The organism is Bradyrhizobium sp. Tv2a-2 (assembly GCF_000472425.1).
Taxonomy (GTDB): Bacteria; Pseudomonadota; Alphaproteobacteria; order Rhizobiales; family Xanthobacteraceae; genus Bradyrhizobium.
The window spans coordinates 131,870-146,933 of the sequence record NZ_AXAI01000005.1 but is presented as its reverse complement, the minus strand read 5'-3'; the positions used below and the strand labels follow the sequence as shown (position 1 = coordinate 146,933).

Annotated in this window: 15 protein-coding genes and 1 pseudogene; 7 read left to right on the top strand and 9 right to left on the bottom strand. The window is 64.0% G+C overall.

All coding sequences use genetic code 11. The features are described 5' to 3' along the window. The first annotated feature begins 49 nt into the window (after positions 1–49). From A3AI_RS0111995 to A3AI_RS0111980, 4 genes are read left to right on the top strand one after another with little or no spacing between them, the layout of a single operon-like run. The gene (locus A3AI_RS0111995) at positions 50–1,897 is read left to right on the top strand and encodes a DNA polymerase III subunit gamma/tau (RefSeq protein ID WP_024515803.1); all 1,848 of its coding nucleotides are present in this window, start codon (positions 50–52) and stop codon (positions 1,895–1,897) included. A 20-nt stretch (positions 1,898–1,917) separates the two neighbouring features. Continuing rightward, on the top strand, positions 1,918–2,244 hold the full coding sequence (locus A3AI_RS0111990) for a YbaB/EbfC family nucleoid-associated protein (RefSeq protein WP_024515802.1): 327 nt from the start codon (positions 1,918–1,920) through the stop codon (positions 2,242–2,244). Between the two features lie 4 nt (positions 2,245–2,248). Beyond that, positions 2,249–2,854 carry a recombination mediator RecR gene (recR, locus tag A3AI_RS0111985; protein WP_024515801.1) on the top strand — a complete coding sequence of 202 codons (606 nt, stop codon included), beginning with the start codon at positions 2,249–2,251 and terminating at the stop codon, positions 2,852–2,854. A 23-nt stretch (positions 2,855–2,877) separates the two neighbouring features. Further along, complete coding sequence (locus tag A3AI_RS0111980) at positions 2,878–3,339, top strand: hypothetical protein (RefSeq protein WP_024515800.1); 462 nt, start codon at positions 2,878–2,880, stop codon at positions 3,337–3,339. 201 nt (positions 3,340–3,540) lie between these two features. Here A3AI_RS0111980 and A3AI_RS0111975 read toward each other — a convergent pair whose 3' ends face one another. The 4 genes and pseudogenes from A3AI_RS0111975 to A3AI_RS0111960 all read right to left on the bottom strand — a co-directional run bounded on the left by A3AI_RS0111975 (position 3,541) and on the right by A3AI_RS0111960 (position 7,342). Further along, a complete protein-coding gene (locus A3AI_RS0111975) occupies positions 3,541–4,194 on the bottom strand; it encodes a glutathione S-transferase family protein (protein ID WP_024515799.1) in 654 nt (217 codons plus the stop codon). Between the two features lie 129 nt (positions 4,195–4,323). Next, on the bottom strand, positions 4,324–5,694 hold the full coding sequence (locus tag A3AI_RS0111970; protein WP_024515798.1) for an AmpG family muropeptide MFS transporter: 1,371 nt from the start codon (positions 5,692–5,694) through the stop codon (positions 4,324–4,326). A 75-nt stretch (positions 5,695–5,769) separates the two neighbouring features. Beyond that, a pseudogene (locus A3AI_RS42590) lies at positions 5,770–6,071 on the bottom strand (GIY-YIG nuclease family protein). A gap of 62 nt (positions 6,072–6,133) precedes the next feature. Beyond that, positions 6,134–7,342, bottom strand: coding sequence for a DNA recombination protein RmuC (locus A3AI_RS0111960; RefSeq protein ID WP_024515797.1), 1,209 nt, complete (start codon positions 7,340–7,342; stop codon positions 6,134–6,136). A 171-nt stretch (positions 7,343–7,513) separates the two neighbouring features. On the opposite strand from A3AI_RS0111960, the gene def reads away from it, so the two are divergent. The 3 genes from def (at position 7,514) to truA (ending at position 9,847) form a co-directional block, all read left to right on the top strand. After that, complete coding sequence (gene def, locus A3AI_RS0111955) at positions 7,514–8,041, top strand: peptide deformylase (RefSeq protein ID WP_024515796.1); 528 nt, start codon at positions 7,514–7,516, stop codon at positions 8,039–8,041. Positions 8,042–8,174: 133 nt separating this feature from the next. Then, complete coding sequence (gene fmt / locus A3AI_RS0111950) at positions 8,175–9,110, top strand: methionyl-tRNA formyltransferase (protein ID WP_024515795.1); 936 nt, start codon at positions 8,175–8,177, stop codon at positions 9,108–9,110. Further along, positions 9,110–9,847 carry a tRNA pseudouridine(38-40) synthase TruA gene (gene truA, locus A3AI_RS0111945; protein ID WP_024515794.1) on the top strand — a complete coding sequence of 246 codons (738 nt, stop codon included), beginning with the start codon at positions 9,110–9,112 and terminating at the stop codon, positions 9,845–9,847. The genes fmt and truA overlap by 1 nt, the downstream gene beginning before the upstream one ends. Positions 9,848–9,897: 50 nt before the next feature. Here truA and dapE read toward each other — a convergent pair whose 3' ends face one another. The 5 genes from dapE to argB all read right to left on the bottom strand — a co-directional run bounded on the left by dapE (position 9,898) and on the right by argB (position 14,944). Further along, positions 9,898–11,064 (bottom strand): succinyl-diaminopimelate desuccinylase, encoded by a 1,167-nt coding sequence (gene dapE, locus A3AI_RS0111940; RefSeq protein WP_024515793.1) that lies wholly within the window; start codon positions 11,062–11,064, stop codon positions 9,898–9,900. 171 nt (positions 11,065–11,235) lie between these two features. Then, the gene (gene dapD / locus A3AI_RS0111935) at positions 11,236–12,081 is read right to left on the bottom strand and encodes a 2,3,4,5-tetrahydropyridine-2,6-dicarboxylate N-succinyltransferase (protein WP_024515792.1); all 846 of its coding nucleotides are present in this window, start codon (positions 12,079–12,081) and stop codon (positions 11,236–11,238) included. Between the two features lie 164 nt (positions 12,082–12,245). Further along, positions 12,246–12,971 carry a pyrimidine 5'-nucleotidase gene (locus A3AI_RS0111930; RefSeq protein WP_024515791.1) on the bottom strand — a complete coding sequence of 242 codons (726 nt, stop codon included), beginning with the start codon at positions 12,969–12,971 and terminating at the stop codon, positions 12,246–12,248. A gap of 51 nt (positions 12,972–13,022) precedes the next feature. Beyond that, positions 13,023–14,048: a DUF1036 domain-containing protein gene (locus A3AI_RS0111925; protein ID WP_024515790.1), complete on the bottom strand. Its 1,026-nt coding sequence runs from the start codon at positions 14,046–14,048 to the stop codon at positions 13,023–13,025. Next, entirely contained in the window at positions 14,048–14,944 is an 897-nt protein-coding gene (argB, locus tag A3AI_RS0111920; protein WP_024515789.1) for an acetylglutamate kinase, read from the bottom strand. Before argB ends, A3AI_RS0111925 begins: the two co-directional genes overlap by 1 nt. Positions 14,945–15,064 lie beyond the last annotated feature (120 nt).

Sequence of the window (15,064 nt, the reverse complement as noted above, 5' to 3'; positions counted from 1 at the left end):
CAGCCAGCCGATCGAAGCCGGCCGAAAGACTTCATTTGCGGATCGATCGATGACCGACGCTGGCCCCCCTCCCATAAAGCCCGATAGCGCCGTATCCGGCAGCCTCGACCTGGGCATGCCAGAGGGCGGCGCAAAGCCCTATCGGGTTCTGGCGCGGAAATACCGCCCGTCCAACTTTGCCGACCTGATCGGCCAGGATGCCGTGGTTCGGACCGTTTCCAACGCGTTTGAAACCGGGCGCATTCCCCAAGCCTGGATCCTGACCGGGGTGCGCGGGGTCGGCAAGACCACCACCGCCCGCATCTTGGCGCGTGCGCTCAATTATGAGCTGCCGGACGGCTCGGTGAAGGGGCCGACCATCGACATGCCCGGGCTGGGCGTGCACTGCCAGGCGATCATGGAAAGCCGGCACATGGACGTGCTGGAGATGGACGCCGCGTCCCATACCGGCGTCGACGATGTCAGGCAGATCAACGATAGCGTGCGCTATGCGCCGGCGAGCGCGCGCTACAAGGTCTACATCATCGACGAAGTCCATATGCTGTCGACCGCAGCCTTCAACGCGTTCCTGAAAACGCTGGAGGAACCGCCGGAGCACGCCAAATTCGTCTTCGCCACCACCGAAATCCGCAAGGTCCCTGTTACGGTGTTGTCGCGCTGCCAGCGCTTTGATCTACGCCGGGTGGAAGCGGATGTGCTGATGAAGCATCTTTCCAATATCGCGACCAAGGAAGGCGTGGCGATCGAGCCGGAAGCGCTCGGCATCATCGCGCGCGCCGCCGAAGGCTCGGTGCGTGATTCGCTGTCGCTGCTCGACCAGGCAATTGCGCATGCGGCCGGCGAAGTGCGCGCCGACGCGGTGCGGCAAATGTTGGGGCTCGCCGACCGCACGCGGGTGATCGATCTCTTCGATTCGCTGGTGCGCGGCGACATCGCCGGCGCGTTCCGTGAGTTCCGCGAGCAGTATGACACCGGCGCCGACCCGATCGTGGTGCTGTCCGATCTCGCCGAGTTCGTGAATTTCGTCACCCGCGTCAAAATCGTGCCGGCGACCGCCGACAACGTCGCCTACAGCGAGACCGAGCGGCTGCGCGCCCGCGACTTCGCGACCAAGCTGTCGATGCGGGTGCTGTCGCGGACGTGGCAGATGCTGCTCAAGGGCATCGCCGAGACGCAGGCCGCGACGCGTCCGGCTGCCGCCGCCGAAATGGTGCTGGTGCGGATCGCCTATGTCGCCGACCTGCCGACGCCGGATGAGGCGATCCGGATGATCGAGCAGAATGGCGGAGCGTCGGCTACGATTGCGGCGGGCGCGGCCCCGCGGGGCGGCCCGGCATCGACCATTTCCTCAATATCCGCTTCCGCGGCGCGCGCACCGGCGGTGCCGCGGCCGGAAGCCGCGGCTCGCACGCAACCGCAGATGGCTGCACCGGAACCGCAAGCTGCGCCGGCGCTGAGAATCACCAGCTTTCCGCAGCTGGTCGCGCTGGCCGGCGAGAAGCGCGATCTCCTGACCAAGGCGGCACTGGAAGCCGACGTTCGCCTCGTCCGCATCGAGGACGGCCGGCTGGAAGTTGCGCTGGAACCGAACGCCTCGCGCACCATGGTGACCGAGCTGTCGCGCAAGCTCGAGCTATGGACAGGTCGGCGCTGGACGGTCGTTGTCTCCAACGAGGCCGGACAGGCGACGCTGCGCGAGCAGAACCTGGTCAAGAAGAACGAGCGCGAGCGTACCGCCGAAGCCGACCCGCGCGTGCAGGAAGTGCTGGCACGTTTTCCGGGCACGCGCATTATCGAGGTGCGCAAGCTTGCCGCCGAGGCGCCGGAAGCCGATATCGGCGCAGGCGACTTGGGCGACGAATTCGGCGGCGAGGATGCCGCCGACCTTGACGATTGATCTCCAGAAGGAAGGCACCGATGCCCGATTTTCTCGGCATGATGAAACAGGCGGCGCAGCTGCAGTCCAAGATGCAGGCGATGCAGGAAGAGCTCGGTAATGTCGAGGTCGAGGGGCTCGCCGGCGGTGGGCTGGTTGCCGTGCGCATGACCGCAAAGATGGAAGTGAAGGGTGTGAAGATTGATCCCTCGCTGCTGAAGCCGGAAGAGGTCGAAATCCTGGAGGACCTCCTGGTGACTGCGCATGCCGATGCGCGACGCAAGGCGGAGACGGCGATGCAGGAGAAAATGCAGTCGCTTACGGGCGGACTCGGGCTACCGCCGGGCTTTCTGGGGTTCGGTTCGTAACACAATGCCTGCTGCCGTTGCCGGTCCCGAGATTGAGCGCCTGATCCAGCTTCTGGCCCGCCTGCCGGGGCTCGGTCCCCGCTCCGCGCGGCGCGCGGCGCTGCATCTGATCAAGAAGCGCGAGGCGTTGATGACGCCGTTGGCGAGCGCTCTTCAGGTCGCGATCGACAAGATCCAGGTCTGCAAGACCTGCGGCAATATCGACACGCAAAATCCCTGCACGGTCTGCACCGATCCGCGCCGCGACGGCGCGATCATCGTGGTGGTTGCCGATGTCGCCGATCTCTGGGCGCTGGAGCGGGCGACCGCGACCAATGGGCGCTACCATGTGTTGGGCGGCACGCTGTCGCCGCTCGATGGCGTAGGTCCCCAGGACCTCACCATCGATGCGCTGGTCAAGCGCGCGCACGAGGCCGAGGTGAGCGAGGTCATCCTCGCGCTGAATGCAACCGTGGATGGGCAGACCACCGCTCACTACATCACCGACCTCCTGCAGGACGCCAATGTCAGGGTGACGCGCCTTGCTCACGGCGTGCCTGTAGGCGGCGAGCTTGATTATCTCGACGAAGGTACGCTATCAGCCGCGATGCGCCAGCGCACCTTGTTCTAGCCAAACACTGGGAATTCCGACGAATGACGAAACGACGATTCGCCATGGGCTTGGTCTTTGCGTCCATTTTGCTGGCGAGCTTCCCGGCCTCCGCAGGCCGGGCCCAGGGACCAGAGCCAGCACAAGAGGAGGCTCGGCCGGACAATGCGCCGCTGAAAGCCGGCAAGCCGATCAATGCCGGCGACGTGCTGTCGGGCGAACTCAATAGTTTGCGGGTACGCGATCCCAAGCAGCAGGGTAGGCGCATCGCGACCTATCAGATCACCACAGAGCCGCGCCGGCTGCCGCCGCCGAGCGGGCTCTGCAACCTCGAGACGGGACCTGAGACCTTTCAGCTCATCGTCAGCAGCAATGCGCAGACCAACCAGTTGAAATCGCTGGTCGGCAAGGAAATCTCGGTCAAGGTCGACGAGGTCACCTGTGCCGAGGATGCCGGGCAGATGAGCGAGGCGGTGATCACGAAGTGGAGTCTGGTGAGGCATTGATGAGCCGGTGATCCCTGAGCAGGATGTCATCGTCCGGCTCGACGAGACGATCCGGTAAGCCGCGGCTATTCCGAATCTCCCGAACGCCCCTCGAATACTGGATCACCCGCCTTTCGGGTGACGACCACCGAAAACCAGAGTGACGACCCATAAACTGAACGAAAAACTCGGATGACGACTTCGAGCCCAGGACGGACCTCATCACTCGGTCGTCGGCTTACCGGTGTTGACCGCCAATTGAGCGGCGAAAGCCCGCTTATAGGCAGGCCGCGCTTCGCCGCGAGCGAGATAGGCGGTTAGGTTCGAAAATTCGTCCAGAATGCCGGATGATTTCAGCCTGAGCAGCACCGACACCATCATCAGGTCGCCCGCGCTGAACGCACCATCGAGCCAATCGGCATCGCTCAAGCGAGCGGAAAGCTGGTGCAGCCGGCCACGGACACGATCCTCGACCAGAGGCAGGCGCTCCTTGTTCCAAGGCTTGTCGCCCTCCAAAAGCCTGGCCGTGCCAAGTTCAATGATCGGCGGCTCTACCGTGTTGACCGCGGCAAACATCCAGGTGATCGCGCGAGCGCGGGCATTGGCATCATCCGGCAGCAGGCCCGCATGGCGCTCGGCGATATGGAAGACGATCGCACCCGTCTCGAACAGGGCGAGATCGCCTTCCTCATAGGTCGGAATCTGACCGAAAGGATGAAGCGCCAGATGCGCCGGCTCCTTCATCGCATGGAACGAAACCAGGCGAACCTTGTAGGGCTGGCCCACTTCCTCGAGCGCCCAGCGAACGCGCGTATCACGCGCCAATCCCTTGCCGCCATCGGGTGATCGTTCAAAGGCGGTAATGGTGATTGTCATCGTGACGCTGCTCCGTCGCCAGTTGCCCCTAAAGCGCGATGAGACTTGGTTGAATCGTCATCGCGCTTTAGGTCCTTGATTGAGCATGATCTCTTCGGAAAACCGCTACACACATTTCCGGATCGTGCTTTAGACCTTCACCGGCCCCAAAGCGGCAAAATGGCCACGCCGATCAAGCCAGGCGAGCAGCAACAGGCTCGGCACGGCGACCACGACGCAGATCACGAAGAACAGTGGCCATCCTGCGGCCTTCGCGACGAAGCCTGCGCCCGAGGAGAGATAGGTGCGGCCAACTGCGGCAAGCGCGGTGAGCAGCGCATATTGGGTCGCGGTGTGCAGCGGGTTCTGGCACAGCGCGGAGAGATACGCGACGAAGATCACGGTGCCGATCGCGCTGGTGAAATTCTCTGCCGTGATCGCTAGCGCCAGCGCCCATTGATTGGTGCCGACAACCGCCAGCCAGGAGAAGGAAAGATTGGCGAGCGCCTGCAGGCAGCCGCCGATCAACAGGCTCGCGGCGAGCGAATAGCGCCGCGCGACGAACCCGCCGGCGAAGCCGCCAATCAGCGTCGCGGCCAGCCCGACGCCCTTGACGATCGCCGCATAGTCGTTGCGTGAAAAGCCGATGTCGATCACGAACGGCGCGGTCATGGTGCCGGAGAAGGCGTCGGTGAATTTGAACAGCACCACGAAGGCGAGTGCCGCAATGGCATCCTTGCGGGAGAGGAATTCCGTGAAGGCGCCCATCGCGGCATGCAGCACGCGGGTTGAGGCGGTCTCGGTGCGGGTTGCCCTGTCCGCTTGCTGCGACTGTTCCGGCTCGGTGGCGAGGAGCGCCGTGACCGTGCCGGTCAGGACCAGCGCCGCCATCACTGCATAGCCCCACATCCAGGCGGCTGAGCGCGCGAGCCCCGTTGCTTCGAAGCCGGAGACGATGAATAGCGCGCCCGCGGTCGAAACCAGCATTCCGATGCGATAGGCCGCGACATAGGACGCCATGCCCGCGGCCTGCTCGCTTTCCGGCAAGCTCTCGACCCGGAAGGCATCAACCACGATGTCCTGGGTCGAGGAGGCGGTCGCGACCAGCAGGGCCGCGAACGCCACATACGCCGGCGAGCGCGCGGGGTCGGCAATCGCAAGCAGCAGGATGGTTATGATGAGCAGCAGTTGCGAGAACAACAGCCAGCCGCGGCGCCGGCCGAAGGCTTTGGTGAACATCGGCACATGCAGCGCATCGACCAGCGGCGCCCAGATGAATTTGAGCGTGTAGGGCGTGCCGACCAGTGCGAACAGCCCAATGGTGCCGAGATCGACGCCGGCCTCCCGCATCCACACCAGAAGCGTCGAGCCCGACAGCGCCAGCGGCAGTCCTGAGGAAAAGCCGAGGAACAGCACGATCAGCACGCGCGGCTGCAGATAGACGGCAAGGCTCTCGCGCCAGGAGGTTTTGGCGGCCTCAGCGGGGGCGTTGGTCTCGGACGCGATTTCGGGTGCGGTCATGCGGAACTGGTTCGACCATTGAAAAGCTGTCATCGCCCGGCTTGACCGGGCGATCCAGTATTCCAGAGACTGAAGTCATGGGCTACCGGCAATGCCCGGATAAAGGTCGTTCCAATCCGGGTTTTCTTTTCGATCAGCGAAATTTTCCAGGCGCGCCGCCACTTTTTGAGCCGCTTTTCGCGATGGATCGCCTGCTCAACTTCGTCAAAACATTCAAAGTAGACCAATCGCGCCACGTCGTAACGTTTGGTGAAGCCTTCAGCGAGCTTCAATCTATGTTCCGCGACGCGACGCATGAGATCGTTGGTTACGCCGATGTAAAGCGTGCCGCCGATCTTGCTGGCGAGGATGTAGACGTAATAGCTGCGCGCTCCCATCCACTGCCTCTGGAATACTGGATCGCGTGGTCAAACCGGGCGATGACAGCTGAATTTGTGGCTTATTCCCCCGCCTGAATCTTCCGCGGCACTGGAAACAGTTCCGGCGTTCCCGTCTTCACCAGCCGCGGCGCTTCGGGCGCGGCGTCGCTCTTGGAGAAATCAAGTTCCTCGATACGGCCGGCGCGCTTTTCGATCTTGTCGGCGGAGATCAGGATCTGCCTGATGTCCTCGTTTACGTCGCCAAAATGCTTCTGCAGCTTCAGCACGCGCTCGCGCAGGCGGCCGAGATCGTCGCCGAGGTTGATCACTTCGGTGCGGATCTGGTCGGCCGCGTCGCGGATGCGGGCGTCTTTCATGATCTGTTGCATCACCTGGATCGCCAGCATCAGCAGCGAGGGCGACACCAGCACGACGCGGGCGCGATAGGCCTTCTGGATCACGTCGTCGAAGCCGTCATGGATCTCGGCATACACAGATTCCGACGGCACGAACATCAGTGCGGTGTCCTGCGTCTCGCCGGCAATCAGGTATTTCTCGGCGATATCGCTGACATGTTTCAGGACATCGCCGCGCAGCCGTTGCGAGGCGAGCTTGCGCTCCTCGTCCGAGCGTGCGTCATGCAGCGCGGTCATCGCTTCCAGCGGAAACTTGGCATCGATGCAGAGCGGACGCTGGTCGGGCAGGAACACCACGCAATCCGGCCGCTTGCCGCTGGTGAGGGTGTACTGGAATTCGTAGGAGCCCTTCGGCAGGCCGTCCTGCACGATCGCCTCCATCCGGGCCTGGCCGAAGGCGCCGCGGGACTGCTTGTTGGCGAGCACGTCGCGCAGGGTCGTGACCTGGTTGCTGAGATGGGAGAGGTTCTTCTGCGCGTCGTCGATGATGCCGAGCCGCTCATGCAGCACGCGAAGAGAATCCATGGTGTTGCGCGTGGTCTGCTCCATGGATTGGCCGACGCGGTGCGTCACCGAATCCAGCCGCTCATTGACCGCGCGCGCCATCTCGGCCTGGCGTCCCGCGAGCGCCTGCGCCATCGCGTCCACCCGGCCGTTGGCCTCGCTCTGGGCGCGCATCATGTCGGCGAGCCGCTGCTCGAGATCGTCGGCACGCATGGCCTGCTCGAGGGCGAGGTCCGTACCGCGGCGGCCCGACCGTGCCACCGCGATGACGATGGAAAGGAGCAGGATCAGCACGAGCGCGCCGAAGCCAAGCAGCGCCTCGCCGGCATGGACCGGCCAGTCGCCGATCATGAAAAGGACCTGGTTCATGTCGCTCTCTCTACCCGATTCGCGCGTCGAAGCGAACGAAGAGGGAACGTTTATCGTTAACGAGCGGTGAATTTTTATGGTTAAAGCGGCCTTAAATTTCGTGGTTAGCGGGGCGTTAACGCCTTCCTCTGCGGATTGACCGTTCCGTGCGAAGTGCCTAAATCGCGGCCCATGGCCCTCAAGGAAATCATCATCCTGCCGGACAAGCGGCTCCGGCTCGTGTCCAAACCTGTCGATAAGATCACGCCGGAAATCCGGAAGCTGGTCGACGACATGTTCGAGACCATGTACGACGCGCCTGGCATCGGGCTCGCCGCGATCCAGGTTGCCGAGCCGCTGCGGCTCATCACCATGGACCTCGCCAAGAAGAGCGAGGAGGGCGAGACCGAACGCGAGCCCCGCGTCTTCATCAATCCGGAAATCTTGTCTTCGTCGGAAGATCTGTCCGTTTACGAGGAAGGCTGCCTGTCGATCCCGGAATATTACGAGGAGGTCGAGCGGCCTGCGAAGGTGCGCGTGCGATACACCGATCTCGACGGCAAGGTGCACGAGGAGGACGCCGAAGGGCTGTTCGCGACCTGCATCCAGCACGAGATCGACCATCTCAACGGCGTCTTGTTCATCGACTATCTGTCCAAACTCAAGCGCGACCGCGTGCAGAAGAAATTCGAGAAGGCCGCCAAGCGCGCGGCGGAGTAGCGGCGAAATCTTTCTGCCGTCATGCCCGGGCTTGACCCGGGCATCCACGTGCCTCTCTCTCGTGGCCAGACGTGGATGGCCGGGACAAGCCCGGCCATGACGAGCGAGACTACAACAGTTGAGTACTCGTTCGATGCCCCTTCGCCTGATCTTCATGGGCACGCCGGATTTCTCGGTGCCGACACTGCTGGAACTGGCCAATGCCGGCCACGATATCGCGGCGGTCTATACCCGCGCGCCGAAACCGGCCGGGCGCCGTGGGCTGACGCTGCAGCCGACACCGGTGGAAGAGGCGGCGCGACGACTTGGCATTCCCGTGTTCACGCCGTCGACGCTGAAAACGCCGGAAGCGCTCGAGCAATTTCGCGCGCACAAGACCGATGCGGCGGTCGTCGTGGCCTATGGCATGATCCTGCGGCAGGCCATTCTCGATACGCCGGCGCTCGGCTGCTACAATCTGCATGCCTCGCTACTGCCGCGTTGGCGTGGCGCAGCCCCGATCAACCGCGCGATCATGGCCGGCGACGCCGAGACCGGCATCATGGTGATGAAGATGGATGTTGGGCTCGATACTGGCGATGTCGCCATGGCCGAGCGCGTCGCCATCACCGATGACATGACCGCGGCCGACTTGCATGACCGTCTGTCGCGGCTCGGTGCTGACCTTGCCGTGCGCGCAATGGCCGCGCTCGAGCGGGGCCAATTGCAGCTGACGAAGCAGCCGAGCGACGGCGTGACCTACGCAGCCAAGATCGACAAGGCCGAGGCGCATATAGACTGGAACAGGCCCGCGCACGCTGTGCTGCGGCACATCCACGGCCTGTCGCCATTTCCCGGCGCCTGGGGCGAGTTGCAAACGCCTGCCGAGCCGGCGCGGATCAAGATCCTGCGCTGTACACTGGCTGATGGCACCGGCGCGCCGGGCGAGGTGCTCGACGACCAGCTCACCATCGCCTGCGCCGAGGGCGCGATCCGCATCGTCGAGCTGCAGCGCGCCGGCAAGGCGCCGATGAAAGCGGCTGAATTTTTGAACGGCACGCCGCTCAAGCACGGCGCGCGGTTCACCTGATGCCCCGCTACAAGCTTACCATCGAATATGACGGCGCGCCGTTCTGTGGCTGGCAGCTGCAGGATAACCTGCTCTCCGTGCAGGGTGCGCTGGAGACGGCGGTGGAAGCGATGTGCGGCGAGTCGGTCCGCGTCCACGGCGCGGGACGGACCGATGCTGGCGTGCATGCGTTGGGCCAGGTCGCACATTGCGATATCACAAAGCCGTTCGCAGCCGACCGTTTGCGCGACGGGTTGAACGCGCATCTGCGCCCGCATCCGATTGCGGTGCGCGAGGCCGAGATCGTGCCTGAGACGTTCGAGGCACGCTTCTCCGCGACAAGGCGGCATTATCTCTATCGCATCAGGAACACGCGCGCCAATCTTGCGCTTGATATCGGCCGGGTTTGGCGCGTACCGCGGCGGCTGGATGCGGCCGCAATGCACGAGGCGGCGCAGCGCCTGATCGGCAAGCACGATTTCACCACCTTCCGCGACACCGAGTGCCAGGCGAAATCGCCGGAGAAGACGCTCGACCAGCTCGACGTCACGCGCGAGGGCGATGCGATCAACATTGTGACGTCAGCGCGCTCGTTCCTGCACAGCCAGGTACGCTCGATGGTGGGCTCGCTGGTCTGGGTCGGCGAAGGCCGCTGGAGCACCGACGATCTCGCTGCCGCACTCGCCGCGCGCGACCGCGCCGCCTGCGGCCCGGTCGCGCCGCCGGAGGGGTTGTATCTGGTCCGGGTGGAGTATTGAAGTTATTTGGCCGCGTCGTCGCTTCTTGCCTCTCCCCGCTCGCGAGGCGCTCACGCAAAATACCTCTCCAGTATCCCGCGATAGATCTTCGTCAACGTCTCGATATCGGCCACCGACGCGCGCTCGTCGACCTGGTGCATGGTCTGGCCGACCAGGCCGAACTCGATCACTGGGCAATGGCTCGCGATGAAGCGTGCATCCGAGGTGCCGCCGGTGGTGGAGAGCTCGGGCCTGCGTCCCGTCACCTCCTCGATCGCGGCGACGGCAAGATCGGTGAAGGGGCCGGGCTTGGTGAGGAACACGTTGGAATTCGACGGCAGCCAGTCGATACGGGCGCGGACACGGTTGCCGGCGGCCTTTGCGACCCGTTCCTCCACCAGCTTGCGCAGCGACTCCTGCGTGTGCAGGTCGTTGTAGCGGATGTTGAATTTCGCGCGCGCCTGGCTCGGAATCACGTTGGTGGCGCTGTTGCCGACATCGACCGAGGTGAATTCGAGATTGGACGGCTGGAACTGCGCGCTGCCGCGGTCGAGCGGCTCGTCGGAGATCGCCACGATTAGCCGCGCAATATCCGGCACCGGATTCTGTGCGCGATGCGGATAGGCGACATGGCCCTGCACGCCCTCGACGATCAGCGTACCCGATTGCGAGCCGCGGCGACCGATCTTGATGCAGTCGCCCATCACCTCCTGGTTGGAGGGCTCGCCCAGCACGCAATGATCGAACTTTTCCCCGCGTGCGGCCGCCCATTGCAACAGCTTGATGGTGCCGTTGATGGAAACATCTTCCTCGTCGCCGGTGATGAGGAAGGAGATCGAGCCCTTGTCGTCTTCTCGGGCCTTGCCACCGTGCTCTCTCAGATAATCCAGCACCGCTGCGACGCTGCAGGCGATGCCGCCTTTCATGTCGACCGCGCCGCGGCCATAGACGAAGCCGTCCTTCACATCGCCGGAGAAGGCGCCGTGGCTCCAGGCGCTCTCATCGCCGGCCGGCACCACATCGGTGTGGCCGGCAAAGGTGATGTGCGGTGCGCTGTTGCCGATGCGCGCATAGAGATTGTCGACATCTGCCGTGCCGGCCTCGCTGAAGGTGACGCGGTGCACCTCGAAGCCTGCGGTTTTCAGCAGGGTCTCGAGAACGCCAAGTGCACCGGCGTCAAGCGGGGTTACGGAAGGGCAGCGGATAAGATCGCGGACGATCGAAAGAGCATCGGTCATGCCCCGACTTAACACGCGACAACGGCGGCGGGCTACCTCTGTGCTGCAGCGAATTCGATCTCGCTCTGCTGATTCCAGCCTGTCCCGCACGCCCGGCTGCGGCGGGGCCGTCGCCCTTCGAGGCCGCCGCTGCGCGACGGTGCCTCGGGGCGACGCGTTGAATGGTGGTCTTTAATCGCGCAGCAGCTCGTTGATGCTGGTCTTGGCGCGGGTGCGTTCGTCGACACGTTTGACGATGACGGCGCAGGCGGTCGCGGGGCCGGGCTGGCCGTTTTTCAGCGGCTTGGCGGGCAGCGAGCCCGGCACCACCACGGCGTATTCCGGCACCTCGCCGACGAAAATCTCGCCGGTCTCGCGGTCGACGATCTTGGTCGAGGCACCCAGGAACACGCCCATCGCCAGCACCGCGCCCTTGCGCACGATGACGCCCTCGGCGACCTCGCTGCGCGCGCCGATGAAGCAATCGTCCTCGACGATCACGGGCTCGGCCTGCAAAGGCTCCAGCACGCCGCCGATGCCCACGCCGCCGGAAATGTGCACGCGCTTGCCGATCTGGGCGCAGGAGCCGACGGTTGACCAGGTGTCGACCATGGTCGCTTCATCGACATAGGCGCCGAGATTGACGAAGGAGGGCATCAGCACGACGTTCTTGGCGATGAAGGCCGAGCGGCGCACGATGGCGCCGGGGACGGCGCGAAAACCCGCATCGCGAAAGCGGTTCTCGCCCCAGCCCTCGAATTTCGACGGCACCTTGTCCCACCAGGAGGCCTTGCTCGGGCCGCCCGGAATCACGCTCATGTCGTTGAGGCGGAACGACAGCAGCACGGCCTTTTTCAGCCACTGATTGACCTTCCACTTGCCGCCGGCCTCGCGCTCGGCGACACGCGCCTCGCCTTTGTCGAGCAGCTCCAGCGCGCTATCAACCGCCTCGCGCACCTCACCTTTGGTCGCGGTCGAAATGCCGTCGCGCGCCTCAAAGGCGGCATTGATGGTGGATTCGAGAGCGGACAAAGACATCGCGAGCTATCCCTTGGGTCGTTTAGGGGGAGGGGAAGCTTTTTCGGGATTTGGCGGGTGAGAGTCAAGCCGCACGTCATCATGGTGGCGAGACGATGATCCCCTCCCCACGTCGTCGCGGCGAAGGCCGGGAACCATACCCTTCGCCAAACCACTCCCCGGGATTATGGGCGCTGGCCTTCGCCGGGGCGACGAGAGAGCGTTTGCAAAAACCCGGTCAGATCATCGGTCACATGATCCACATGGGCGGCGTCCCGGCCTTCCAGCTCCCAGTCCTCGCGCACCACTTCCTTGGTGCCGTCGGGCACCACCAGTACCGTGGTCATGCCGAGCCGGTGCGGGATAACGAGGTTGCGGGCGAGGTCCTCGAACATCGCGGCGCGAGTCGGATCGACCTCGTGCTGTTTCAGGAACCGCTCATAGGTCTGCGCCGCCGGCTTGGGCTCGAGATCGGCTGCGATGATGTCGAATACGCCGTCGAAATGGTCGTTCAGGCCGAGCCGCTCCAACACCTTCCCGACATGGTCGACCGAGCCGTTGGTCAGGATCAGCTTGCGGCCGGCCAGTTGTGCGATCGCCGCGCCCATCGCAGGATTGGGCTCGAGCGGCGAGTGGTCGATCTGGTGGACGTAGGCGAGATAGTCGTCGGCGCTGACGCCATGCAGCGTCATCATTCCGCGCATGGTGGTGCCGAAGCGCTGGTAATAATCCTTTTGCAGCAGGCGCGCCTCGTGCTCCGGGATGTTCAGCCAGCGGCTGACATATTCGCTGATCCTCTTGTCGACCTGCTGCCACAGATTGACATGATGTGGATAGAGCGTGTTGTCGAGGTCGAACACCCATGTGTCGACATGATCGAAGCTGCGGGGTGTGGTTTGACTTGAAGGCATCACTTTCTCATTTCGTCGTCCTGGCGTAAGCCAGGACGACAGCAAGCATCATCATGGCACCGCAAAGCGCAGGGTCTTGCCGCCGTTTGCCATCTCGACCGCGGCGAAGCCGGTCGCGGCAAAGCCGCGACTTGTGCAATCGCCCTGCTCGTTGGTCTCGAACTTGCTCTCGCGGGTGCAGAGCTCCTTCGTCCCACCCCAGCTCAAGGGCTTGTCCTTGAGCTTGATGGTGCGGTTGTCGGCATCGACGGCTTCGGCGAAGCTGTAGACCTGCTTGGGCTGACCTGCGATATCGGGGTGCAGGCATTTGCCGGGATCGACGCGGTACCAGCCGCGACTGACCACGCTCTTGCCGTCGTCGGTTGCAACCGCCGCCATCACCTTGTGCGGCGTGTCGTTGCACCAGGTCAGTCCGGTGGCCGATGGCGACTGCACCGCGTCGATCATGGTGGCGAAGAAGTTCGGCGACTGCACCACATCGGCGGGCAGGTTGTGGCTTTTGAGGAAAGAGGCGAGCGCTCCTTGCGTCTTCGGCCCGTCGACGCCGTCGATCGGGGCGGCGTCGTAGCCGGCGATCAGCAGCAACCGCTGAATGCCGGCGAGCCGCGCCTGCTCGTCGTCATATTCGGAATCCTCGGCGAGATAGGCCACCATATTGCCGTCGTCGGTTTGTGTCGGCGTTACCTGCGTGAACGGCACCGGCGTCTGCCCCGAGCGGCATTCGCGGGCGGCGGCGATGACGAAATTGCCCGGGGCCACGCACAGCGTGTCGCTGCCGCTCTGCGGTAGGGGCGAAGCACCATAGACGCCGAGCGCGCGGGCATTGAGCAGGATGCGGTCGGCGGTGAGCGTGCCTTGCACCACCACGCGGCAGGCGGCCGGATCGATGCGAAACCACCCGCGGGTCGCGGTCGCCGCCTTCTCGTCAATGCCGATCGCGGCCTCGACGACATAGCTCATGCGGTTGCAGATCTTCAGGTCTGCAAAAGCCGGTGCGGAGGAGAAGAGGGAGACGATCGCTGCCGGCAGCGCGAGCCATGCGCGCTTCCATGACGAGGAGAGATGGTCGCGCGCCATCACTTGTAGATCAGCGTGCCGGTGCCCTGGTTTGTAAACAACTCAAGCAGCACGGCGTGCTGCATCTTGCCGTCGATGATGACGACGCCCTCGACGCCCTGTTCGAGCGCGTAAATGCAGGTCTCGACCTTCGGGATCATGCCGCCGGAAATGGTGCCGTCGGCGATCAGCTTGCGCGCCTCCTTGATCGAGAGCTGGGGGATCAACTTCTTCGACTTGTCGAGCACGCCGGGCACGTCGGTGAGCAGCAAGAGCCGCTTGGCCTTGAGTGCACCCGCGATGGCGCCAGCAAAGGTGTCGGCGTTGACGTTGAAGGTCTGGCCCGTGCTCGAGGTCGCAAGCGGCGCCAGCACCGGGATCAGCTCATAGCCGATCAGCTGGTTCAACAGCTTCAGGTCGACCTTCTCCGGTTCGCCGACGAAGCCGAGATCGACCACCTTTTCGATATGCGAGCCCGGATCGACGACGGTGCGGTTGGCCTTGGTCGCGGTGACCATGTTGCCGTCCTTGCCGCTGAGGCCGACCGCCTTGCCGCCGGCTTCGTTGATGTAGCCGACCAGCTGCTTGTTGATCGAGCCGGCCAGCACCATCTCGACGATCTCGATGGTCGCGGCATCCGTGATGCGCAGGCCCGCGGCGAACTCGGACTGGATGCCGAGGCGCTTGAGCATGGTCGCGATCTGCGGCCCGCCGCCATGCACCACCACCGGATTGATCGCGGTCTGCTCCAGGAGCACGATGTCGCGGGCGAACTGGCGCGCGGTGTCCTCGGCGCCCATGGCATGACCACCGTATTTAATGACGATGGTCTCTTCGTCATATTGCTGCATGTGGGGCAGCGCTTCCGACAGGATGCGGGCCTGATCGAGCGGGCTGATTTGGGGCGCGTCGGCCATGAAACGAATCTCTTGCAGACGGGATGCGGGGAAACCGGGCGGTTCTATCCGATTGGCGGGGCCAGCGCAAAGTGTCGGGTGAGACCCATGATCCGGAAAAGTGTGCAGCGATTTTCCGAA

Excerpts from the sequence above, each read along its gene's own strand:
- A3AI_RS0111995 (WP_024515803.1), top strand. The coding sequence starts at position 50 with ATGACCGACGCTGGCCCCCCTCCCATAAAGCCCGATAGCGCCGTATCC.
- A3AI_RS0111990 (WP_024515802.1), top strand. The coding sequence starts at position 1,918 with ATGCCCGATTTTCTCGGCATGATGAAACAGGCGGCGCAGCTGCAGTCC.
- recR (WP_024515801.1), top strand. The coding sequence starts at position 2,249 with ATGCCTGCTGCCGTTGCCGGTCCCGAGATTGAGCGCCTGATCCAGCTT.
- A3AI_RS0111980 (WP_024515800.1), top strand. The coding sequence starts at position 2,878 with ATGACGAAACGACGATTCGCCATGGGCTTGGTCTTTGCGTCCATTTTG.
- A3AI_RS0111975 (WP_024515799.1), bottom strand. The coding sequence starts at position 4,194 with ATGACAATCACCATTACCGCCTTTGAACGATCACCCGATGGCGGCAAG.
- A3AI_RS0111970 (WP_024515798.1), bottom strand. The coding sequence starts at position 5,694 with ATGACCGCACCCGAAATCGCGTCCGAGACCAACGCCCCCGCTGAGGCC.
- A3AI_RS0111960 (WP_024515797.1), bottom strand. The coding sequence starts at position 7,342 with ATGAACCAGGTCCTTTTCATGATCGGCGACTGGCCGGTCCATGCCGGC.
- def (WP_024515796.1), top strand. The coding sequence starts at position 7,514 with ATGGCCCTCAAGGAAATCATCATCCTGCCGGACAAGCGGCTCCGGCTC.
- fmt (WP_024515795.1), top strand. The coding sequence starts at position 8,175 with ATGCCCCTTCGCCTGATCTTCATGGGCACGCCGGATTTCTCGGTGCCG.
- truA (WP_024515794.1), top strand. The coding sequence starts at position 9,110 with ATGCCCCGCTACAAGCTTACCATCGAATATGACGGCGCGCCGTTCTGT.
- dapE (WP_024515793.1), bottom strand. The coding sequence starts at position 11,064 with ATGACCGATGCTCTTTCGATCGTCCGCGATCTTATCCGCTGCCCTTCC.
- dapD (WP_024515792.1), bottom strand. The coding sequence starts at position 12,081 with ATGTCTTTGTCCGCTCTCGAATCCACCATCAATGCCGCCTTTGAGGCG.
- A3AI_RS0111930 (WP_024515791.1), bottom strand. The coding sequence starts at position 12,971 with ATGCCTTCAAGTCAAACCACACCCCGCAGCTTCGATCATGTCGACACA.
- A3AI_RS0111925 (WP_024515790.1), bottom strand. The coding sequence starts at position 14,048 with ATGGCGCGCGACCATCTCTCCTCGTCATGGAAGCGCGCATGGCTCGCG.
- argB (WP_024515789.1), bottom strand. The coding sequence starts at position 14,944 with ATGGCCGACGCGCCCCAAATCAGCCCGCTCGATCAGGCCCGCATCCTG.